The sequence below is a fragment of the Pseudoalteromonas sp. 31A1 genome (genome assembly GCF_011378815.1).
GTDB classification, from domain to species: Bacteria; Pseudomonadota; Gammaproteobacteria; order Enterobacterales; family Alteromonadaceae; genus Pseudoalteromonas; species Pseudoalteromonas arctica.
Map to the genome: position 1 here is coordinate 46,343 of NZ_WTKY01000014.1, position 22,528 is coordinate 68,870.

15 protein-coding genes are annotated in these 22,528 nt (G+C 38.0%); 7 read left to right on the top strand and 8 right to left on the bottom strand.

Annotation, left to right across the window (positions count from 1 at the left end; translation table 11 throughout):
- Positions 1 to 128 precede the first annotated feature (128 nt).
- Both GQR52_RS13430 and GQR52_RS13435 read left to right on the top strand, forming a co-directional pair.
- Positions 129 to 2,225 (top strand): cupric reductase, encoded by a 2,097-nt coding sequence (locus GQR52_RS13430; protein WP_165728775.1) that lies wholly within the window; start codon positions 129 to 131, stop codon positions 2,223 to 2,225.
- Positions 2,226 to 2,335: 110 nt separating this feature from the next.
- The gene (locus GQR52_RS13435; RefSeq protein WP_165728776.1) at positions 2,336 to 3,835 is read left to right on the top strand and encodes a DUF2235 domain-containing protein; all 1,500 of its coding nucleotides are present in this window, start codon (positions 2,336 to 2,338) and stop codon (positions 3,833 to 3,835) included.
- 347 nt (positions 3,836 to 4,182) lie between these two features.
- Here the strand turns inward: GQR52_RS13435 and GQR52_RS13440 are convergent, their stop codons facing one another.
- Together GQR52_RS13440 and GQR52_RS13445 are read right to left on the bottom strand one after the other, a co-directional pair.
- Complete coding sequence (locus tag GQR52_RS13440) at positions 4,183 to 5,277, bottom strand: Fic family protein (protein ID WP_165728777.1); 1,095 nt, start codon at positions 5,275 to 5,277, stop codon at positions 4,183 to 4,185.
- Between the two features lie 296 nt (positions 5,278 to 5,573).
- A complete protein-coding gene (locus GQR52_RS13445) occupies positions 5,574 to 6,449 on the bottom strand; it encodes a nuclease-related domain-containing protein (protein WP_165728778.1) in 876 nt (291 codons plus the stop codon).
- Positions 6,450 to 6,936: 487 nt separating this feature from the next.
- Here GQR52_RS13445 and GQR52_RS13450 point away from each other — a divergent pair, with 487 nt between their 5' ends.
- Both GQR52_RS13450 and GQR52_RS13455 read left to right on the top strand, forming a co-directional pair.
- Positions 6,937 to 7,287 (top strand): hypothetical protein, encoded by a 351-nt coding sequence (locus GQR52_RS13450; RefSeq protein ID WP_165728779.1) that lies wholly within the window; start codon positions 6,937 to 6,939, stop codon positions 7,285 to 7,287.
- A gap of 882 nt (positions 7,288 to 8,169) precedes the next feature.
- On the top strand, positions 8,170 to 11,322 hold the full coding sequence (locus tag GQR52_RS13455; protein ID WP_165728780.1) for a DEAD/DEAH box helicase: 3,153 nt from the start codon (positions 8,170 to 8,172) through the stop codon (positions 11,320 to 11,322).
- 2 nt (positions 11,323 to 11,324) lie between these two features.
- Here the strand turns inward: GQR52_RS13455 and GQR52_RS13460 are convergent, their stop codons facing one another.
- From GQR52_RS13460 to GQR52_RS13480, 5 genes are all read right to left on the bottom strand, one after another.
- Complete coding sequence (locus tag GQR52_RS13460; RefSeq protein WP_165728781.1) at positions 11,325 to 13,727, bottom strand: AAA family ATPase; 2,403 nt, start codon at positions 13,725 to 13,727, stop codon at positions 11,325 to 11,327.
- The gene (locus GQR52_RS13465; RefSeq protein WP_165728782.1) at positions 13,720 to 14,466 is read right to left on the bottom strand and encodes an ABC-three component system middle component 1; all 747 of its coding nucleotides are present in this window, start codon (positions 14,464 to 14,466) and stop codon (positions 13,720 to 13,722) included. The genes GQR52_RS13460 and GQR52_RS13465 overlap by 8 nt, the downstream gene beginning before the upstream one ends.
- Positions 14,459 to 16,102: an ABC-three component system protein gene (locus GQR52_RS13470; protein WP_165728783.1), complete on the bottom strand. Its 1,644-nt coding sequence runs from the start codon at positions 16,100 to 16,102 to the stop codon at positions 14,459 to 14,461. Before GQR52_RS13470 ends, GQR52_RS13465 begins: the two co-directional genes overlap by 8 nt.
- A gap of 364 nt (positions 16,103 to 16,466) precedes the next feature.
- A complete protein-coding gene (locus GQR52_RS13475; RefSeq protein WP_165728784.1) occupies positions 16,467 to 17,999 on the bottom strand; it encodes a S24 family peptidase in 1,533 nt (510 codons plus the stop codon).
- Between the two features lie 7 nt (positions 18,000 to 18,006).
- Entirely contained in the window at positions 18,007 to 18,594 is a 588-nt protein-coding gene (locus tag GQR52_RS13480; RefSeq protein ID WP_165728785.1) for a class I SAM-dependent methyltransferase, read from the bottom strand.
- Between the two features lie 415 nt (positions 18,595 to 19,009).
- Here GQR52_RS13480 and GQR52_RS13485 point away from each other — a divergent pair, with 415 nt between their 5' ends.
- Complete coding sequence (locus GQR52_RS13485; RefSeq protein WP_024591148.1) at positions 19,010 to 19,309, top strand: helix-turn-helix transcriptional regulator; 300 nt, start codon at positions 19,010 to 19,012, stop codon at positions 19,307 to 19,309.
- Between the two features lie 196 nt (positions 19,310 to 19,505).
- On the opposite strand, the gene GQR52_RS13490 is transcribed toward GQR52_RS13485, so the two are convergent.
- Positions 19,506 to 20,747: a UPF0149 family protein gene (locus GQR52_RS13490; RefSeq protein WP_165728786.1), complete on the bottom strand. Its 1,242-nt coding sequence runs from the start codon at positions 20,745 to 20,747 to the stop codon at positions 19,506 to 19,508.
- Positions 20,748 to 20,996: 249 nt separating this feature from the next.
- Between GQR52_RS13490 and GQR52_RS13495 the strand changes: the two genes are divergently transcribed.
- Both GQR52_RS13495 and GQR52_RS13500 read left to right on the top strand, forming a co-directional pair.
- Positions 20,997 to 21,737: a transporter substrate-binding domain-containing protein gene (locus GQR52_RS13495; RefSeq protein WP_165728787.1), complete on the top strand. Its 741-nt coding sequence runs from the start codon at positions 20,997 to 20,999 to the stop codon at positions 21,735 to 21,737.
- 7 nt (positions 21,738 to 21,744) lie between these two features.
- Positions 21,745 to 22,485: a transporter substrate-binding domain-containing protein gene (locus GQR52_RS13500; RefSeq protein WP_165728788.1), complete on the top strand. Its 741-nt coding sequence runs from the start codon at positions 21,745 to 21,747 to the stop codon at positions 22,483 to 22,485.
- Positions 22,486 to 22,528: the final 43 nt, after the last annotated feature.

A 22,528-nucleotide genomic window follows, 5' to 3' on the forward strand; every position in this document is an offset into this window, starting at 1 on the left:
CAAACTGAATTAGCAGCCTATAAAATGGCTTTAATAAATTAATACTTTATTAAAGCCTCTTACACTATTAGTATCTAAAATAGTACCATGTGGATAATTGAAATAGTGAACCTAAAGGATTAACGTTTATGAAAAAAGGACCCCTGGCGCTTATTGCCATTGCTACGGTTGTATTGGCAACTTATATATTTATAGCTCAATCCAGCTCACCAGTAGTAAAGCAAAATTTAAAACCTGCCTCAAATATAGTTCAGCCCAAAATAAAACAACAAAAGCAGATCGTTCAAGCATCCCCACAACAGAAAGTAGTAAAACTAAAACACGAAATTAGCCTTTGTAAAAATAAATCGGCTGATAAAGCATACAAAATAAATGAAATAAACCAATCGCTTACTTTATTTTTTAAAAATGAACTCAACAAAGGTACTTCTGTCGCCGACCTATTAATGTATTCAGGTTTGTATGAGGCATCTTATCAGTCATATACAACGCTACTTAAAGAAGCGATTAAAGATAAACAAAAAAAAGACTATAAAATAATTGAAAGCATAGCTATTTTAGCTGACTGGCAAGGCATTGAAGCTATTCAAAATTTCACCACTGATAAAGTAAAAGAGATGGTGCAGCAGTTAGGTTCGGCTACCCAAAGCCCTGCTGGTTTAACATTTAACGTTCCACTTGATGAAAATGTAAAAAAAGAAACCCTCTATGCACTATTAAACAATTCCGACACGTTTACCACTTATTTGCAGTCGTTTATTCGTATTGAAGGTAGTAATGTTATCTCTCCCGCCACGCTACTTATGCTCAATGCAAATAAACTTTCAATTGACGAATTTGAGCATGTAATCACAGTAAATCAATTTACGGTAAATGAACTCGCAGTAGCTATAAATAACGGTCTACCTAATGAGTATATTTTTGCGCTAATGAAGCAAGTACCTTCACTTAATGATATGCCTATTTATGACAATTTTACCGTTTTATATAACTTAGCCGATTTAGCTATTAGCCAATTTAATTTACCCTTAGTAAAAGCATTAAAACAAGCAGGAGTCTCGCCAACCAATAAGGCAGGCCTATTTACAGCGTTAGATATTGCCATAATTAATTTACCTAAAAACGGAAACTTAACTTTAGAAGATTTAGATAAAAGTAAGACTGATATGCTGGATTACTTAATCGCCGAAGGATATAAAGCCCATGGTGAGTTTAATTATAAAAATTCATCAGATAAGACTCTACTTTTTGAAAACAAATTTAAATATCAACAAGGTACTTTTATTAGTGAGCAAACAAACCCTTTAAGTTACCTCTACTTTAGCCAAATCTCTATAATTGAAAACTCTATGCTGCCTAGAGTAACTGAGCCAGATAACTCTGAAATATCTCAATTTTTACTAGAGCTACAACATAAAAAAGAAGATCTAGATTCAGCCTCAAGCAATTGTAATCAATTAACAGAAAAGCTGTTTGCAGCCCAAAAGCTCATACGAGATAGTGATGCTTACGACAAAGTGCGCAAAATTGAAAAAGAGTATGGCAGTAACTTTGAAGACGTATTACAAAATATAGACCCTGTTTTAGTTAATTATTGGTGGAACACTCTTGCCCGCCGTACCTCTTCAGATAGAAGCGATAGTGTATTTCGTGAGTATTTAGCTAAAAAAGAATTTCAAAAAGCACATGAATACAGCCAGACAACTCCACTAAATCAAACAGAGACAAACGTGCTATTTATTAGGTTACTTAAGAATCCATATGACTTAGTGCCTATTTGGAATAGTCGAACGCTACCTATCCCTCCAACAGAGTTGGTTAGACTAAGCTGGATTCCGCTTAGTCAATGGCAAGAACTTGCACAACTTGGTTTTGATTTTTCGATTACCGATATACATGGACGCGACGTTTATACACAAGCTGCGTCGTCTTCTGTCGAAGCAGTCCAATTTCTAATTGATAACAAAATACCGACTGTTCCCAGTAAACTTGGCGTAGATATACTCGACTTAGCGCTAGAACAAAGCTACACCAAAGGTGAGTTAAGCCCAATGGTTCCTTTAGCTTTGCAGCTTGTTGAAAAATTTGAACCAAACCACTTTTCTCGCGTTGCCCGATTAAAAATATTTTACCCTGAAGTTTATCAGCAGTTGGTACAACTTAACTCTGCGCTTAAACCATTAGAGGAAACAACGTTAAATAGCTATACTTTTTATAATCACTGATCTTCATAGCAGGCGAGCCATAAATTAGCTCGTCATTACCTGATGAATATTGTCTTTAATTTTTAACATAGTCTGTGTAGAGTATTTAAAACAACTAAGGGAATTGGGTTATGACGGGTAAAACGCTAATTTTTAACTTTGACGGCACAGGAAACGAGCCCCGTGACGCAGAACAGTTTAGCTCAGATCATTTTAAAGAAGACTCTAATATTACCAACATTTTAAAACTGCATTTACTGCTTGGCGGTAAATTAGAAGACTCCCCCATTACTCCTTTTGCTAACCAACTCAGTTTTTATTATCAAGGTATTGGCACTAAAGGCAGCCGCCTTAAACGCATTTTAAACCAAACCCTTGCACCTCGTGGTGACGACGTAGCCAGTATTTTAAATCAAGCATTAAGCGACTTTAAAGCTCACTACCTAATAGGCGATACCATACTGCTAACGGGCTTTAGCCGAGGCGCTGCGCTTGCCAGACGTTTTGCTAAATGTTTAGAGCCCTTAATAAGCAACAACGTGTATGTATGTGTGTTTGATACAGTCGCCTCTATTGGCTTGTCAAAAGTAAGTAAAGCTACACGCGGCGCAGAACACGTTATTTTTGAAAACCACACCATTGCCAACAACATTACTCACGCGCTGCACTGCGTAGCCCTTGACGAAAAACGCCGCGCCTTTGAACCCACACTCATGAACCATCAAAACAATATTACCGAGCTATGGTTTGCAGGTGCGCATTCAGACATTGGCGGTGGTTACTACCGCGATGGCCTAGCCGATATTAGCTTGCGCTATGCACTTGAGTGGTTAATAGAACAACCGCTTAATATATCGTTACTCACTAGCCACGACATAGATTACGAAACCCTACTCCCCGACAGCAACTTAGTAGCACAAGATGACGTAACCGTAACGCCCGATCCGCTCGCATTAAGTCATCAACAAAATTACTTTTGGTTTAACCCATTTTTTAAACTAGTAGATAGAGAGTGCTATGTATTAATTGATGACGAAGCCAGCAACCTTGAGCCTTTAGTGCACTACAGCGTAGCCGAACGCATTAATAAACTAACCAGTTATCGCCCAGAATCACTTAAAAAACTGCATTACAAAATTAGCTACAACGACAACACCACACTTAGCTTTATTGGTTTAAGCCAACATATAGAACTGGCTAATCAAAACATGAGTGTGCTGAGCATTAACCAAAGCCAAGATATAGTGGTATTTGCCTCTGAGCAATACAACGCAACCGGCCTCATGCTAGAGCAAGGCGCTACGTATCGCTTTACCCCATACCCAAATCAATACTGGTTTGACGATGGCATAAAGTGCACGCCATTAGGCTGGAACCGCGACAACGTACAACTTGGCGTAAAAGAAATCCCAATGGCCGTGCTTGAACCATTTAGACGATTTCCTCGCGCGCAATGGTTTTCACTCATTGGTGCTATTAATAAAAACGACGACCACCTTTTTGAAATAGCCAACGGCGCCGATATTAAAATAGATAAATCTGGCGAGTTTTGCCCATTCGCAAACGACCTAAGCCGCTTTTATGGCGCTAATGCCGGAAAAATAAAAGTAAAAGTAACGCGGCTGGGATAAGAGGTTGCACAATATTTAAAATAGTAGGCGTGAGTTTATCTCGCGCTTTGGCTTTATAAAAACACCATGCGAGGTATAAAACCTCACCTACAACAACTCAAACACGACACTCAACAAACCCGTAGGTGCGATTTTACATCGCGCTTTGCTCTTATAAAAACACCCGCGAGGTATAAAACCTCACCTACAACAATTAAACCACTGCACTGAACAAACCCGTAGGTGCGATTTTACATCGCGCTTTCGCTTTATAAAAACACCATGCGAGGTATAAAACCTCACCTGTAACAATTTAAAACACCTATTCGCCTCACGTAATGAGGTGAATAATGTGAGTAATTGCCTCATTAGGCAATTTTGTAACGTGTACTACGCCCACCTGCGGCGGTTTTTGTTAAAAATCCAAGCGTTTGCAAGTCCGATAAATGGCGTGTTGCGGTTGCACGGCTAACCTTAGCCACCTTTTGATACTGACTCGCACTAATACCCTGTTCAAATTGGCCATCAAGTAACTTATTAAGCACTTTTACTTGCTGCTCACTTAACTTTGTTTGATCTTTACTTGCCCAGTAATTGGTTTTAAAAATTGTTTGCTCAATATTATTAAGCGTATGGTGTATCGCATTATTAAGCGTACGTAAAAACCACTTAATCCACTTTGTAATACAAAGATCTCCACGTTGAGTGGCTTCAAGCACCTCGTAGTAGCTTTTTCTGTCTTCTAAAATAGCCACCGACATAGCGTAAAACCGAATCGACTCAGCATGTTCTTGCGCTAATGCCAGGTCGGTTATAAGCCGTGTAATACGCCCATTACCATCCTCAAGTGGATGTATTGTTACAAACCATAAATGTGCGATAGCTGCCCGAATAAAGGGGTCTATTTGAGGATCGTTTTGCGTTTTGTTAAACCAGTTAAAAAATAGCGAAAGCTCTTTATTTACTCGCTCTTTAGGAGGCGCCGTAAAATGTAATACCGGTTTATCTAAGCGCCCCGATACCACTTGCATTGGCTCGTCAGCACGCAATTGCCCGCCCTCAATTTTAGTAAATAAGCTTTGCTCACCTGCAAACAATAAGCGATGCCAATTAAGCACTCGCTCTAAATTAAGCGGTGAGTCTGTGTTATTTATTGCATCAAGCATAATCTCTGCAAGATTATCGCTTTGCACTGTTGTTGGGTAAGGTTGCTCATTAATATTGAGCTTTTTAGCAAGAGAAGAGCGAACCGAAAATGCATTAAGCTTTTCACCCTCAATCGCACTGGAGTGAATAATATTTGCTAGTAAAGTATCTAGAGCTTGCTGCTTTTGTTGAGCACTTTGCGCGCCCATACGCCCTACTAATAAACCTTGATTATATGAAAGATCCCTTAGTAAAGGAGCAAGCGCTGCAGCATCCCACGTAAAGTTTGGCCAATTTTGCTGTTGCCATATCCACATAGTCTTTAGTCCTAAAGGTAATTAGCTTCAGTCTATGTTATTTATTTGCCTCATGCAATGAGGCGAATAGCAGGGTTAATTGCCTCATTACTTTTAAGCGCTACATAGAGCAATAATGCATTTTTCAATGGTGAAAACAATCCATTTATAAGCGAGGTATAAAACCTCACCTACATCAATGCGAACACCACTCTCATCAAAACCGTAGGTGCAATTTTATATCGCGCTTTGGCTTTTAAATAAGCCCACCTAAACACCTGTAGGCGCCCAGCTTGCTCGCGCGAAAAGCGAAGCTTTTAAATTGCTTTACTATCGTTTAAGGCTCGCTGCACGACTTGATAGCAAATAGCACGCTGCTGCTCTTGATTTAAGCTAACTTGTCGCATTGAAAGGATAGTTTTAACTATTTGTTTATGAGAAACGATTGGGAAAATTGATCTCTGCTTTAGTTCTACAAACCAACCAGGAAAGCATAAAACAGGTAAAATCGGAGTATTAAAACCGGTAGATTCATAGAGCCATTTATTCACCCAACTGGCTTGATTTTGGGCTTGCTCTAACGGTTTACTTTCAAACCAAGAAGGAAATGCTAAATGGTTATTTTCAAATTTAACTTTGTAATTTGTATCGTCTTTTATTCGTTTATGTCTGCCTTTGGTTTCAATAGCAAATACCCCATTTGGCCCAACAACTAAATGATCAATATTAAAACCATCTGCTTGTATATCATGAAATACTTGGTATCCGTGTGACTGTAATTCAATAAGTTCTGAAGCGACTGCTAACTCTGCATCACGCCCTAGTTTTAGCTTTATTAAGTCGTTAGATTTAACCCAAAGCTTTCGTGCCACATAGATTAAACCCAATGCGATCACGATAATTAAAAAGTAATTGAACTTGCCACTGGCAAACATTTCAGCAATTCCTTTAATAGCAAAAGGCATTGTAACTATTAAAGCAGAGAGAAAAATCAGACCAATTACCTCAACAATCTTGTCATTTACTTGTTCGTTTAATGTTTGCGCTGCAACACGTTTAAGCTTTTTACGATCTACAGGTAATTTTGCATTCTTTTGATGAAGCCATATTTTGAAAAACAAAACACCTAATAGCGAATAAACACTACCGATAACAAATAAAAGGCTTAAACCTTGGTTTAATAAATCATCCATGATGAGTTCCTATAATCATAATGTTTACTTTATACCTTAAAAAAAGGTACATGTCGCATTATTCAAACTCACGCTACAAAGCTCACCCAAACACCTGTAGGCGCTCAGCTTGCTCGCGCGAAAAGCCGTAGGCGGGAGTTTACCTCGCGCTTTTGGTTTGTAATTTAATTTACAAATATCGCATTGGCGATGGCAACCAAGGGGCGGATACCGCCGACCGCCCCTTGGAACCCCACGGCGCCCCGAGGATCACACTATTTCCTCAATTTAAATTAATGATATGAACGTAACCAGCGTAGATAGGCCATCCATGGCCAAGCTACGCTTTTAACAGCATCCATGCTGTTAATTACTCATCATTAATTAAATTTCGGATGTGATCACGGGGGAGTGGCCTAAGCAACAGCCTTTAATTCAGTAATGAGTTAATGCTTGTTTACATTGAATTTTTTAGTAAACTAACTACTCGCAAACAGGAATTTTTTTAATGCCTTTTCTAGAAATACTACTATACAGCAGCATCTTCTTTTTTATCTATCTAATGATAATGGCTGTTTTATTTCCGCGTATTTCAATTAAATACATTGATAGAAAAATGCTACAAGATGGAATTAGCTCCCCAAGTTGGGATAGAGGTATAGGTGCAAGTGCGCCATTTTATGCTATGGCTATTTTTTGTAAAAGGGCACGTAAACCAACACCACTATTTGATGGAAGTCATGTTGCAAAACATGCAAGACCAATAGACAAGGTTTTAGCTTTTTTACACCTTATTTCTACTACTGGCTTTATATTAAGTGTTTTTTCTATGATGATTTTAGAGGCTTTTTTTTACTAGTCCATAATAAATACATAAATCATATGGCTATATGTAAAAGCTTCGCTTTTAACGCCTACAAGTTGCGCGTCTACAAACTTTCATCAAGCTCTGCTTTTAACACTCAATGTATGCGTAAAGCTTGCTAGGCCTCTTCTTTATGTCGCATTGGCGATGGCAACCAAGGGGCGGCCTTCTTCAAATAAGCTCTGCTGCTAATAATTCATCCCTGAAACCGGGTTCCTGTCAGCATCCATGCTTCCACTTCCTCAAGCTGCAAAGCTACGCTTTGGTCATTCGTCACCCACTGCGCCCCGAGGATCACACTATTTCCTCAATTTAAATTAATGATATGAACGTAACCAGCGTAGATAGGCCATCCATGGCCAAGCTACGCTTTAACAGCATTGCCTAAAGGGATTTAGGTACTTGGAATTTGTCGGGAACAAAATTCCGCCATGCTATTAATTACTCATCATTAATCTAATTTCGGATGTGAACACGGGAGAACTTTCTTAGCAGCGGCCATAAAATTTGCTGTAGGCGCAAAGCTTGCTTGCGCGAAAAGCGTAGCTTTTAAAATAATTTACAAATATCGCGTTGGCGATGGCAACCAAAGGGCGGATACCGCCGACCGCCCCTTGGAACCCCACGGCGCCCCGAGGATCGCACTATTTCCTCAATTTAAATTAATGATATGAACGTAAACGCGATGAAACACGTCCGTGTGTAAGCATCGCTTAACGCGCATCCATACGCTGCTATTACTCATCATTAATTCAATTTCGGGTGTGATCACGGGGGGAATTTTCTTGGCAGCGGCCTTTAATTCAATAATGAGTTAATGCTTGTTTACATTGCATATTTTAGTAAACTGAATGCTCGCAAACAGGGAGCGATTTAATGCAGCAAATTGGTATTTACGAGCAGTTAATTACACGAGTAATTGAGCAGAACTTAAATCGTGACCAGTTTTATGTGGGCGAACGCCAGCTAGAATCGGCTGAGGCAGCTACGTGGCTTTCGCGCTTTTTAGGTAAACTTGTTGAACATGCGATAAATGCTATTCCTAATTCGAATGAGCGTTTACAAGAGCAAATAAACCTCGCAAACAGCCTTGTGCTGTGGCTTAAAGATCATATTCGCGATGACGAGCTGATCAACGAAAACCTTATCGACAGCCAAGGCCGTATTCTTACTGCACTGTTTAATACTCAAAACCCTATTGCTGCAAATCTTAAAGACTACTCTCACGATATTTTTCCGCTAACAGGGCTTACCCAAAGCGAGTTATTTAGCGGCGCTAATGCAGGTATATCGCTCGAAACCGAGCTAAAGCGCGAGATTAAATCATCAGACACTATTTACTGGCTTGTCTCATTTATAAAATGGACGGGGCTGCGCATATTTAAAAATGAGCTTGAAGCCTTTACCAAAAGCGGCAATAAGCTCAAAGTTATTACCACCTCGTATATGGGGGCAACGGATGCGAAAGCGGTTGAGTTTTTAACAAACTTACCAAATACCGAGGTAAAACTTAGTTACAACAACCAGCAAGAACGCTTACATGCAAAGTCATATTTGTTTATGCGTAATACGGGGTTTCATACCGGTTACATTGGCTCGTCTAATTTATCGCATTCGGCGCTTACCAGCGGCCTTGAGTGGAACTTAAAAATTACCGCGCAAGAAATTCCGCACATCATAGCTAAAACCAAAAGTACCTTTGAAACTTATTGGCAGTCGCCAGATTTTGAATTATTTACTGGCAAAGCTGAATGCAAAGAAAAGCTCATTAATTCACTTAAAGAACAACGTAGTGTTGGCCAAGCAAGCAGCCAGTTCTATTTTGATATAACACCTAAAACCCACCAACTCGCTATTTTAGAAAAACTAAGCGTTGAACGTAGCGTGCATAATCGCTTTAAAAATTTAGTGGTCGCCGCAACGGGCACGGGTAAAACCATTATATCGGCGTTTGACTTTAAAACCGTTTACGATAAAAACCCAAACGCCCACTTTTTGTTTGTAGCCCACCGCGAAGAAATACTAAAACAAGCACAAAGCGCTTACCGCGGCGTACTCAAAAACAATGACTTTGGGGAGCTGTGGGTCGGTAACTACAAACCACAGCGCTATAACCAATTATTTGCGTCAATCCAAACGCTAAACAGCCAAATTGAATCGCTCAATTTAACCAATGATTACTACGACTACATAGTGATAGACGAAGTACACCACATAAGCGCTGCAAGTTATCGCGCTATTTTAAACCACTTTACGCCCACAATATTACTTGGCCTCACCGCTACACCAGAGCGACAGGATGGCGCAAATATATTGGATGACTTTTGTGGCGTAATAGCCGCTGAAATTCGCTTACCAGAGGCAATAAATCAACGCCATTTATGCCCTTTTCAATACTTTGGATTGGATGACGACACCGACCTAAGCCAAATAAAATGGCGAGGTGGCCGTTACGATATAACCGAGCTAAGTAACCTTTATACAGGGGAAAACAGCCGCGCTAACAAAATTATATCCAGCCTTGCTGATATAGTTACCAATGTTCACGCAATTAAAGCGCTGGCATTTTGTGTGAGCCAAAAACACGCTGAATTTATGGCGTCTAAATTTAACTTAGCGGGCATAAATGCTGATGTACTGACCAGCAAAAACACCAATGAGCGCGCGGCCAAACAACAAGGACTGCGCCAAGGCGAAATACAAATACTTTGTGTGGTTGATATTTTTAACGAAGGGGTCGATATTCCAGAAGTCGATACCCTGCTTTTTTTACGCCCAACCGAAAGCCTAACGCTGTTTTTACAGCAACTAGGTCGTGGTTTGCGTTTACCCGACAACAGTCAAAAGCAATGCTGTACCGTGCTCGACTTTGTAGGAAATGCGCGCCCAGAATACGACTTTGCGAGTAAGTTCCGCGCACTGATTGGTAAAAGTAATCAGCCAATAAAAACTGAGATTGAAAACAACTTCCCGCATTTACCGCTGGGTTGCCGTATAGAGCTACAAAAACGCACACAACAAACAATATTAAAAAATATTCAGCAAGCTATAAACTCTAAACGCCGTTTACAACAGCTGATAAATAGCTATTCGCAACACACTAATGACGCGCTAACGCTCAGTAATTTTTTACGCATAAACCCACAAGTCACGCTGGAAGATATTTACAAACCTAAAGCCGGTAGACTCGGCGGCTGGCACTGGCTTAAAGGCGATGAAATACCCGCAAAACAAGCCGATATTTACGCCGCGTATTACCGCGCTATCAACACCCAGTTACTTGGCTGCAACTCGCTCAGTTACTTATGCTTTATACGTGATTTATGTAACAACGACTTTAGCTTTACGCCAACGCCAAAAAATCAACAGTACGCGCTTATGGCGCATTACAATTTTTGGGATAACACCGGCACAAGCTTAGGTTTTAAAACCCTTGAGCAAAGCTTACAAGCACTTAAACACAAAGAGCTACAGCAGGAACTCGCACAAGTAATTACGCTATTAATAAACCGTATTCACCAGCAAGAAAGCGATTTAGTGTGTTTACCTAATCATGCAATAAAATTACACAGCCGCTATACTCGCCAGCAAATACTCGCTGCGTTTGGGGCGCACTCGTTTGATAAAAAATCGACCGCCCGCGAAGGCGTTTTAGAATTTAAAAAACAAAACCTAGAGCTGTTATTTGTAACACTTAATAAGTGCGAAAAAAACTACTCGCCTACCACGCTGTATCACGACTACGCAATCAGCCCTACCTTGTTTCATTGGCAAACGCAAAACAGCGCCCGCCCTGAACACGGCCGCGGCCTAAGCTATATTCAGCACCAGCAAACAGGCAAAACCATCCTGCTATTTGTACGCGAACAAGGTAAAGACGAAAACGGCCGCACCATGGGGTTTGTAAACTACGGCGAGGTTAAATATCAAAGCCACAATGGCAGCCAGCCAATGAATATAACGTGGAAATTAACAAGCCCCATGCCAAGTGAAATGTGGCATGAGGCTGGGAAGTTAGCTGTTGGGTGATACTAATTGATAGATTCCAGCCTCTTATTCTTCATATTTATCGGCAAAGACTTTAAACCCGCCTGACTGTACTTATAATGAAAGTAATTCGCGACTTTACTCTCATGAGTTGACAACATAATTTGCAACTCATGAAATTCATATCGCATCATTTGAACAAAAGAAGCCATATTTACTTCATCCATAGTTTGGACTGGGTCATCAATCATTAAAGTAGATAACTTGGAAGGGTAAACTTTATTCATAGCTAGCATAAACGAGATAACAACACCAGCGAGCTGCCCTGAGCTCATTGTATTCCATGCATCATGACTATCATTAGGTGTAGCGCTAAACTTCATAAAGCCTTTTTCGCTTGCCTTCGTGGGCGTAATTAAAAATATCCCGCTTCCCTCTGGGCGAGACTGAAGTATTTTAGAGCTATAAACAAAAAGCGGTATTGCAATATGTTTTGCGACATCTTTTTCATAAGCTTTAATTTCAACTTTATAGACTTTACTAATTGCCGCTATTTCTTCTCGCTTCAAATTTAACTTTCGCACTTTTTCTTGTAGCTTGGATATCTTTAAAATTTTTGCTTTATAGGATAAAGAACTTTGCTGCAATATTAGCCGAGATAATAATGATAAGTCCCTACTAATATCACCCAAATCAACTGGTAGTTTTCCAGCTTCATTAAAGGCTAAGCCTAATGCTTGCAAATCTTTTACTAAGTCCGAATACTCTTTTAAAGGCTCTTCTGAAAGTAATTTTTTGTGGCTGTTAATAAAAGTAATGAGTTGCTCTTTGGTTTCATCATAATTTTGATTAACTACAAGTAGTTTGTTATCAATAAAATGTGTGCAATCGCCAATATTGGATTCAAGCCATGTTCTTATTTTAATCATGCTCTGGAAATCGGATTTCCCTAGATTTTTATGATTATCCACACTTATTAAATCAAAGTTTAAGTAATCTTGATACTTAGAGAGATAGTTTCGCATTTTGGTAATAGAAGGGACAATAAGCTCTGTTATTAAGTTTTCAGTTACTATCTTAAGAGACTTATCATTATCCCCTAACTGTTCTAAGAAAAACTCTGATTGTTTGTCATATTCATTAAGCAAATCTTCCCCTGTTGGTTTCATATCCCCACATAATGGGCAGGGTATGTTTTTATGCTCTTTAACTCCATCATAACCAATATGCTCTTTGTAATGAGATAATAGATTTTTTCGACTGTCATCGATTTTAATAAGTAAAGAGCTCAGCGAACTATTTACCTTAGATAAACTTAAAAATGAAGTTATATCACTTATGAATCTATCATAGCTTGAAGGAAAATTTTCTTTGTAAATATTTAAAGTATCTTCGCTAAGGCTATTTGGCTTATCATCAAAAAATGTAATTAGCTCATTATAGATATCAGCTTTTTTCTTCGCCTTCCGCCAAATCAAGTTATGCTTATTTAGTTTTTTTGTTAGCCCTTCATAATTTTCAACTAAGCCAACTTTTAAATAATTCTCAAGTTGCTCAGTTCGCTCTGTTGTCATTTTATTCAACAAATAATTAAATTTTAGCTTTTTATAATCTGAGTTATTTTTTATGAGCCACTCAACACCTTCTAAGCTATATTTGTAAACTTCAAGCTGCTCAAGGGTACTAGATGATAAATCACTAAATAGAGCAATTTTCCCACTGCTAAGTATGCTTTCTGAACCTTCAGCTTCAGTAGTCGGCTTTGCTAACTGTATTAACTCTCCTTCTTCTTTTGTGATTAAGGGGATGTAGTAATCATTTATTGTTTGCTTCAGCTTGGTAGAAAGTGCATCTAACTTATCTGCTTTATTTTTTTCTTCTATCGTACCAAATAGATAACTTATTTCTTGGTGGCGTTTACTTTCATCAAGTTTTAAGAAGTGACACGTCTCTTCTTGTTGGATGTAATTAAACAAAGTAAAAGTTTTATCTAGTTTTTCATTTTCTAATAAATTATCTAATCTGCCTTCATCCAGCTTATTTTTACTTAACTCACGAAAAACAGCTGCATCCTGCCACATCTCCGTTTCAAAACGCTCTATAGCATTTTGATATTTTGCTACCTTTCCTGCTTCGCCTGAGATATTCGCTGGTATATGAATACCGATAACTAATAAGGTTCTTGTGTCGTTTAAAAGCTCTAATTGAATAGTCGTTGGCTCAGCATTATCTCCCTTGAGAATATGATCCCCTTTGCTCTTTGTGTCAGTGTGCTTGACTCGGGATATTTTCCCCGTGAAACACAGCTCAATAGCATCAAATATTGTTGTCTTTCCAAAACCATTTGGACCATCAAAAAGAACTAAATCATTACCAGTGAAATCAAACTCAACCGATTCTTTAAAAGATTTAAAGTTCTCAATTCGCATCTTTCCTAGTTTAATCATTATTTTCATCTTCCTTAACAAGTTCAGTAAACCAGTCTTCAAGATCATTTATATCAAGATCTAGCAGCTTCTCACATTCAGCTAATTGCTCTTTAGACAACTTATTATCTATCTCCTGTTGCAAGACGTCCTGAACAGAAGGAGTAACTATTAAAGACAAAAAAGGAATTTTTTCATAAAGCTTTGCTACAAATAAGTATTCAATTTCTCTTTTAGATAACTTTGATGCTTTAGCGTTAGTAAATTCATTAAACCTTTCGATATCAGAAATTAGACTTTGAATATAAGCAATATGACTGCCTTTACTACTATTAAAATAACTTTCAATGATTGGAAGTTCTTCAACAGATGATAATAGAACTTGTTTCTTGAAAAAGTATGGATCTTCTTCAATCGAAATAGCATTTTTAATTGCATCGTTCTTTGTACTAGATTTATGAGTAGTAAAAATTATCAAAGTAGCATTTTTATCAAATGAGGATGAGATCTCTACTGCTGAATCTGTTATTTGCTCGAAGCTTTTAGAATGGTTTTTAAGTAAAGAGAGTAACTTTATTTGAATATCATTCGTGACATGAGGCAAAAGTCTTTCTGGTAAATGAAGATAAATAAAGTAGTCGCCTTGTAATGTTTGACCAATATAGACTACTGCTGAAAAATCATGATCCTTTTCAATATATTTTACTTTTGCTAAGGAGAGATGAGACTCTATAAAAATCTGCTCTATTATACTATCCATTGATTTCCCCTAATGCTTTTCTACTATCCATAAAACTAATTTCTTTTTGTTGGGTAATTTTATCTGACTCTTTTAAATCTGAGCTCTGTTGCTCATAGCTTTTCACTTCAGTTATTTTTTCTATACCAGCTAAAATTTCATCATCTTTATCTGTTGAATTAACGACTATATAATCAACATTTGTGAAAATGTTAGATTGATTTCCTTGATTGTCGGCTAAACCTTTTTTTACTCTTTCAACTTCAATAAACTTACTCTCAGGATCAGCTTCATTAAAATTAATACAACTGGGTTGATACTCAAAAATATTATTTTTGCATTCTAAAGTTAACTTCCCTGACGATTTTTCAACTTTTTTAATAAAGTTGAAAAAAACACTCTTAATTTTCTTTGGCTCTGATATTTCAGTATAATACTGATGTTCCGACGTTCCTTGAAAAATATGAGGGTATATGCGCCTCAAAAAACCCGCGCAGTCATTAGGAAAGTATTGTTGAATTACGTTTTTACGAACAGACTCTAACCTTACCGTATAATATTGGTATGTCTCATTATCAATAACTGAGTTTGCTAACAGCGTGTGAGTGTCTTCAATTTGTTCTTTATAAGCCTTTTCAAAGTTTTCACGACAAACTAAATTCCAATAAGCCTCATTTTGTACTCTAAAACTAGATTTTAACTCCCTAACAATTTCATTGAAATTAATGCTTGGTTTTGTACGTCGTAGATATTGAATGTCGTTATCGGCCTTATCTCTAATGTGCTGATGCCTTGTTACTAAGTTTTGATCAATCAAAGCACATAAAGCCGTTTTATATAATTTAATATTTTCTTCTAAACAAGCTTCTTTAGGATGAAATAATGCTAAAAGTTCCTTTATTAGGTTATCTAGCTCTAAATTAAGTGCATTATCAGATAGTGCAAGCTTGTAATCTTTAGAGTTATCAAAACTAAGAAAAACCTGTTGGCAAGAAAGGCTCATCGGCTGAGCTAAATTTGGAATTAGATGGCTTGGTATACCTGCAATATCGGTAATACTTTCCAGAGGTGGTTCAACTTCATCTGCAGTATGAAAATAGGTAGTTGAGATGCTAAATGCTTTTTGTGAAAGTGATTCAAAATCGGTAAAACATTTTGCAAGATTTCTGCGATATTCAATGTTGGCAGACTGAACATTAGATTTCCAATTACTATCTAATAAACCATTATCATTAACAAGCCTACAATTAATTATCTCCGTTTTAATCTTCTCTTTTTCAGCTGCAGTATCACCTTTTTTTTTGCTTTTAAATGTAAAGTATTTAAAGATATCAGTGTCTGAAAGTACACCATTCTTTCGATGTAAAATTGTTGCAATAGCCTCAACATGGTCTTTAAATTTATTTTCGCCTTTATGTTTAACTTGGTGAAGAGACAAATAATCCTCACCTCTTTTAATGGCAAAATCTTCAATCCATTCATACTCAATATGGTGCTCATCTAGGAAGGTATCGAAAGCAGGTAAATCAACTCCTACACGGCCTTCTTTAAGAATATTTATTAAACAAACATAGAGGCCTACTTTTCCTTGGTAGTTATAACCATTCCAAGAGGGTGTCGCATCGTGCAAAATGCTTTTAGATGATGCATTACTCATATTAAAGTTACTCGCTTATACAAACTAGATATAGTCAAAAATCTTTACTTCAGAAAGCCAATTTACCAACATACTCCAACTCCCCGTGATCACACCTGAAACTTAGTTAATGATGAGTAATTTACAGCATGGATGCTGTACAAAGCGTAGCTTGGCCATGGATGGCCTATCTACGCTGGTTACGTTCACATCATTCACGTAAGTTGAAGATAAAGTGTGATCCTCGGGTGCGCCGTGGGATTCCAAAGGGCGGTCGGCGGCAGCCGCCCTTTGGTTGCCATCGTCAACGCGATATAACCTCGAATAGAGGTTTTTAATCCCTTGAATATCAAGAAAAATTTATGATCGCGATATAAAATCGTGACTACAAAACCACCTGTTTAAAGCGTGCGAACGTTCGCATGCTTTCATCTGCAATCATTACTTCGTAATCTGGGTTTTGAGCAATTAGCTCATATTGCCCGTTTGGTAATTTATTTACTTTACGAAGTAAATACTGACCTTCCCCGTCTATTTCATCTCGCTCTATAACAACTATTTGGTCGCGTAGCGAACCCGCTTTATCGGGTGTTATAAGTTCAAGTAGCAGTAAATCACCATCAAATATTGGGTGTTTACCGCCATTCATAGAGTTGCCCGATGCGCGTGCTAAAAAATGCACATTTGGATCAAGCTTGCCTGCGCCAAGTGGCGCTTCTAAATATTCAACATCGCTGCTATCGCCTGTTTTAAAATGCCCACAGGCTATTTTAATATTTGGGAAGTACGGCAGCTTTAATGCGTTATCAATTGATTTTAAACTAACGGCTGGTTCAGCAACTTGATTTAACTCAGGTTGTGGTGCATTGGGAAGCGTAAACAACTCAGCCGTTGGTTTTGCTTGTTCAAAACTGTTTTTGCCAAGCCATAATTTAGCACTGCTTGATTCTGCTACCTGATACGCCCAATTGCTTACAGCGAGAGATTTATCGGCATCGCAATGAAAATACGCGCTTAGCTCGTCACTAATAATTTGGCTGTTAACAACCAAATTTTGATTTTGCCAGCGCTCACGGTGTTGTTGCGCAGCTAAAAAATTGCTTTTGCTCTTATTACATGCTCGGTGCGCGGCCACAAAGTTATGTCCAAGATCGTTTGTGTAGCGGGAAAACGGTATAAAGTGATCAACATCAACATCGTCTTTCATTGGCTTTTGGCAATAAAAACACGTATTTGATTGCAGCTCTACTAAAACAGGTTTTGCTTTAGTGAGTGCGCTGCGGTCTATCCCAAATAAAAATTTTTGTAGTTGGCTTGGCGGGCCAATTAACGCTTGGTTGTGCGTTATGCTTTGAATTTTTTGTAACCAACCACTTTTAGCTAAATAGGTTACTAGATCGTAAAAGCGCCTAAAACAGTCGGCGATACCTGCATTTAACGTAATGTATTCTTTACTATTAGTATGCGGGTATAAAAAACATACTTCTTGTTTAGATAGCTTCTGTAAACGCCATAACGGTTGTTTCGTCAAAGTAGCTAACACTTCACTATGGGTCGTTTTATAGTATTTACTTCGTTTTAATTGCTGTAGGTGAGTAATATTTTTTTGCTGACAATTATAAAGTAGTGAAATCACTTTAGACTGTGTGTCGTTACTTTGTCTTAGTAATGCATCTTTGCCAATCTTATCTGGCGCAAACGGCACTGCATGATGCCAATATAAAACAATTAGCTTGTCGGTTAATGTCGCTAAATCTATTTTCAGCTCTGATTGCTCTGATTGAAGCGGCTGTTCTATACATACATCTGCAATAGCATGCAACAATGCATATTTATAAGTAGCTGTGAATTCACCTTCAACTAACATACGTTGTATATAAGCAATAAATTCGAGCTGTTGTTTCATTCCATTTGTCATATATTAGTCACTTTTTTATTAAGGCATTGAGCCATACTTCACTTTCGCGCTCTGGACGCTGATCAATACTTTGCCATTGTTTTATTATTTTAAGCTCGGTGAGCTGATCTATTAATGCAGTTAAAGTACTTTCATTTAAATCGGTAAATTCACGACCATTATGTACACGCTCTTGCGTGCCATATTTAAACGATACATACAAAACGCCATTCGGTTTAAGCGCATTTTGTAGGTTTAAAAACACCTCTGGTAACTCAGCTTTTGGAACGTGTAATAAACTCGCGCAGCACCAAATACCGTCGTATTGGTTTACACAATTTAGCTCTTGGAATGTTTTAACCGCTACAGGTTGCTGTAAGTAACTGCTTGCCAACTCTGCCAGCTCTGGGCTTGCATCAAACGCACTCACAGTAAAACCCTGCGCTTTAAAAAATGCGGCATCGCGAGCGCTGCCACAACCGGCATCTAAAATACGCCCGTGTTGTGCAACGTGCGGTAAAAACTCAGCATAAAGCGCCGACATATCAACGTTAAGTGTTGAGTCGCTAAAGGCTTTGGCATTTTGGTTGTAATAAGTAAGTGTGGTGTTTGACACGAGACTCACCGCTCCTTGGCTAATCGTTTAACAGCTAAGACACTGTTAATACTGCATTCATTATTTGTTTAATCTACAGGAACAAGCGTATTAAATATAGGCTTAATAAGTAGAAATTTTTAAATTAATACGCCATTGTTATTAAGCACTGATTTTAAGTGATACATACGCAGTATAAAATTTAAAATGCAATACAAACGCCTTTATCTGTGCTCCTCTAGTGTGTTGTCAGATTCCAAGGGCGCTTGCAATCCTTGGTACCGAGATATTAAGCCGCCTCTCATTAAAAATCTCTGATCTAAAACACCAACAAACAAATTACCAATAACTTTTCAATCATCACTTTTATTTGCAAACAAGCCAAATACCGCTAAAATAATCATTAACACCTTAATGACCGAGTAGGCACTCATTAATGAGATCGGAACAAGCTTTAAAAATGGCGCAGCGATTAGGTGATTTAATACGCCAGCACCGCACTTTGCATTACACGCAAAGCACCTTTGCAAAAATGATTGGTGTGTCGCGCTCTACTGTGCAAAAACTTGAGCAAGGCGAGACAGTTAAAAGCGATATTTTATTTGAAGCTTTAGTTGTGCTGCAATTACAAGGATCGCTCCTTGATGAAATTAATGAATTAGCCGCCGATGTAGGTGGCTACAATGCACGGCAACGTAAAACCAATAAAGCGCAGGTTATTAACGATGACTTCTGAATGTTATGTGTTTATTGACGGGTTTGAAATTTATTATTTCAAGTATGGCGCTTTGCGAACATAAGCGACATTGATGCTGCACGCTTAACAAGCGTGATTTCTACTATTGAATAAAAAATTTAAAAAGCGGTTATGCACTTCAAATTGAATCTGCGTTATGTTTAGCGCGATATAAATCACGCTAAACGTTTTTTATTTACTTTTTTCTTAGCCAAAAAAGACTCGCAGGCACCGAAATCCACGCCTGTTTACCTAGTGAATCAAGGTAAACACCTACCTCTTCTTTGCTGCCTGGGCTAAAATATGGCGACTGTTGTTCTTTTAGTTTTTCTTGCCCTGTAAGTATTTTGCTAAAGTGTTTATTTTGCTGCTGGAGCATTTTTTTGTAATCGTTAGCGGGTTTTGAATCGCCATGTTTTACAAAAGCACTTAGCGCACGGCTTGCTGTTGCGTGTAGTTCTTCACTGTCGGACTTAACCAATAGAGCGTCTAACTTGTCCCATTCTTTATTAATTATTAGGCAGTTCATTAACAAAAAGCGGTTTGCTTGATTGTCGTTTGGGTTTAGCGTTAATAACTCTTCGAGTTCTGACTGCGCTTTTTGGGTATAACCATGCAGTGCGTGTATTTTTGCTCGATGCGCGCGCAGCATCATATAAGGGCGGGTTTCGTGCAATCCCCAAAAGTGCCCTGTGTTGTCTTTAATAAATTGCTTTGTAATGTGCCCTTCCATCATTTCTAAAAGCATCTGCATTGGCTCAAGTGCTTTTAGTTCTGTGTCGGCAAGTACCAGTTCAAGTAGTTCATCAAGCTCATCTAATTCATTTGGTTCTTCGTCTAAAAAGCTGTTGTTAAATTGTGCCTCATCTTCATCACTTAAAGTTAGGTCGTTACTAAATCGAAGTTCAAAAATAGCGTCGGCCATAAAATACACATAATTACGTTTATATTCTTGGGCGTTGTATTGGGCAAATTCACCAAATACTTTTGCCGCTGCTTTTTCGCTAGTAAAAGCTTTTAAAACGCCACTTAGGCTATCAACAGCCTGTTTTTGTAGTGCATTAAGTGCACGTTTATTTATGTGTTTAAGCGCCTGTAAAACCCCTTTACAGTAACTTGGTAGGGGCATATTCGGCTTTAGCGAATCCCGGTAGTCTTGCTTGGATAGGCTGCATTTTGCTGGCATTTTTAATTCGTTTTGAATTACTTTATCCATGCTTTGGTTATACAACGCCATTAAGCTTTCGAGATATTTTAGCTCGCTCTCTTTTTGAAGGTTAATACCTCCAAATAAATCAGGTTGCCACTCACTCGGGGGAAGCATTTGGGGTAATGCGCCTAACCCCATTAAATAGCCTTGTATAAAATAGTAATTTGGTTTTTTAGTGCTTAATTCACTGATTTTTATAACATTGTTACGCATTTTAGTTGGCGACATAATGTGACCTGCTATGTATTAATTTATTATTAGTGTACCCGTAGATAAGGTTACCAACAATATGACTATTAAATTCACACAATAAATACAATTTTAGATTAGATGACCAATAACTATACCTAGGTTACTTTATCCTCAAGTACATTTTTACGAGCTATTTACATATTCACACAAACCCGCGCCGCTAAAATATAAAAGCTGGTTTATACTGTTGTAATAATAAACAAAAATAAATAAACCCGAGGCGCAATGAATAAAATAATAACCATATTTTTATGTGTGCTGTTTACCGCTCAAATAAATGCATTTGCTTGCGAAAGAACCTTTAGCGTTGCCTCGCACGATGCCTTTTGGCCGCCGTATGTAATAGGCATGAGTGATGTATTTAAAGGTACTGAAGTTGATGCGCTTAACCTAATTTTTAAAGACTCCCCTTTTTGCTTTAAAGTAGAGCTACTGCCTAATTCTAAACGCGCTTTTACTGAAGTTAGACATGGCCGAATAGATTTGGGTTGGGCTGGTAGCTATACCGAAAAACGTGCTAAATACGCTCACTACACTGTTAGCTATCGTACTGAGGTTATGCGTTTATACGAAAACAAAAACAATACGCATGTAGTTAAAAGTTTGGCTGATATTTTTGACCAAGGTTTAACCATAGGCGCTAACTTTGGAAGTTACTACGGCGAAGAGTTTGAAAAATATAAAACAACGCATAAAAAACAAATTGAATACACCAGTGCAACCAGTAAACGCTTTGAAATGCTTAATAAAAAACGTATTGATTTTGCTATTGAAGACGAGTTAGTGGGTGCTTATTTTGCAAAAGAAAACTCGAGCATAAAATTAGTCACCAACATTGAGTATGTAAATAAAGACGATATTTATTTAATGTTTAGCAAAAAAACGGTATCGGTTGCTGAACTTGCAATAATTAATGATCATATAAACAAAAACGAAACCGCACTTAATGCGCTGTTTAAATACTAGGAGTGTAATGAAAACTTTATTTTTAGCGTTTACAACACTGCTATTTACTCAATTTAATGCCCTAGCATGTACAAAAACATTAGTGATGGGCACTAACGAAACTAATTGGCCGCCTTACCTTGTTAAGCAAGGTGATGCATTTTTAGGCACAGAAGTGGATGCTGTAAACGCTATTTTTAAAGATTCAAAATTTTGTATTAAATGGACTTATTTCCCGAGTTTTTCGCGTGTTCAAGCTGAGCTTAAAAATGGCCGAGTAGATATAACCTACGCGGCAAGTTACACAAAAAAACGTGCTCAATATGCGCACTTTAGTTTGCCCTACCGCGCAGAAGTTATGCATCTTTATAAACATAAAGACTCGCCTGATGTAACAAGTTTACCTGAGCTTTTTAGTAAAGAGTTTACAGCTGGTATTAACCGAGGAAGCTTTTTTGGTAACGAGCTTGAACAACTAAAAACTAAGTATTCAACACAGGTAGTGCTTACTGCTCAAGCAAATAATCGATTTAGCATGTTAGATAAAAAACGAATCGACTATGTTATTGAAGACTCTGTGGTTGCGCAGTACTTTGTAAAAAAACACCCCTCAATTACGCAGGTAAAGTCTATTACACCGATTAACGTTAACAATGTGCACTTTATGCTAAGTAAGGAGTCGCTAACACTGGATGATGTGGCGACCGTTAATCAATTAATTACTAAAAATGCAGCCGCTATAAAGTTAATTTATCAACCTGTGCATTAAAGCATGGGCAATAACTTAGCTCTTTGACTGCAACACTTATTTA

Coding starts and splice junctions, on each gene's coding strand:
- GQR52_RS13430 (WP_165728775.1), top strand. CDS start 129: ATGAAAAAAGGACCCCTGGCGCTTATTGCCATTGCTACGGTTGTATTG.
- GQR52_RS13435 (WP_165728776.1), top strand. CDS start 2,336: ATGACGGGTAAAACGCTAATTTTTAACTTTGACGGCACAGGAAACGAG.
- GQR52_RS13440 (WP_165728777.1), bottom strand. CDS start 5,277: ATGTGGATATGGCAACAGCAAAATTGGCCAAACTTTACGTGGGATGCT.
- GQR52_RS13445 (WP_165728778.1), bottom strand. CDS start 6,449: ATGGATGATTTATTAAACCAAGGTTTAAGCCTTTTATTTGTTATCGGT.
- GQR52_RS13450 (WP_165728779.1), top strand. CDS start 6,937: ATGCCTTTTCTAGAAATACTACTATACAGCAGCATCTTCTTTTTTATC.
- GQR52_RS13455 (WP_165728780.1), top strand. CDS start 8,170: ATGCAGCAAATTGGTATTTACGAGCAGTTAATTACACGAGTAATTGAG.
- GQR52_RS13460 (WP_165728781.1), bottom strand. CDS start 13,727: ATGATTAAACTAGGAAAGATGCGAATTGAGAACTTTAAATCTTTTAAA.
- GQR52_RS13465 (WP_165728782.1), bottom strand. CDS start 14,466: ATGGATAGTATAATAGAGCAGATTTTTATAGAGTCTCATCTCTCCTTA.
- GQR52_RS13470 (WP_165728783.1), bottom strand. CDS start 16,102: ATGAGTAATGCATCATCTAAAAGCATTTTGCACGATGCGACACCCTCT.
- GQR52_RS13475 (WP_165728784.1), bottom strand. CDS start 17,999: ATGACAAATGGAATGAAACAACAGCTCGAATTTATTGCTTATATACAA.
- GQR52_RS13485 (WP_024591148.1), top strand. CDS start 19,010: ATGAGATCGGAACAAGCTTTAAAAATGGCGCAGCGATTAGGTGATTTA.
- GQR52_RS13490 (WP_165728786.1), bottom strand. CDS start 20,747: ATGTCGCCAACTAAAATGCGTAACAATGTTATAAAAATCAGTGAATTA.
- GQR52_RS13495 (WP_165728787.1), top strand. CDS start 20,997: ATGAATAAAATAATAACCATATTTTTATGTGTGCTGTTTACCGCTCAA.
- GQR52_RS13500 (WP_165728788.1), top strand. CDS start 21,745: ATGAAAACTTTATTTTTAGCGTTTACAACACTGCTATTTACTCAATTT.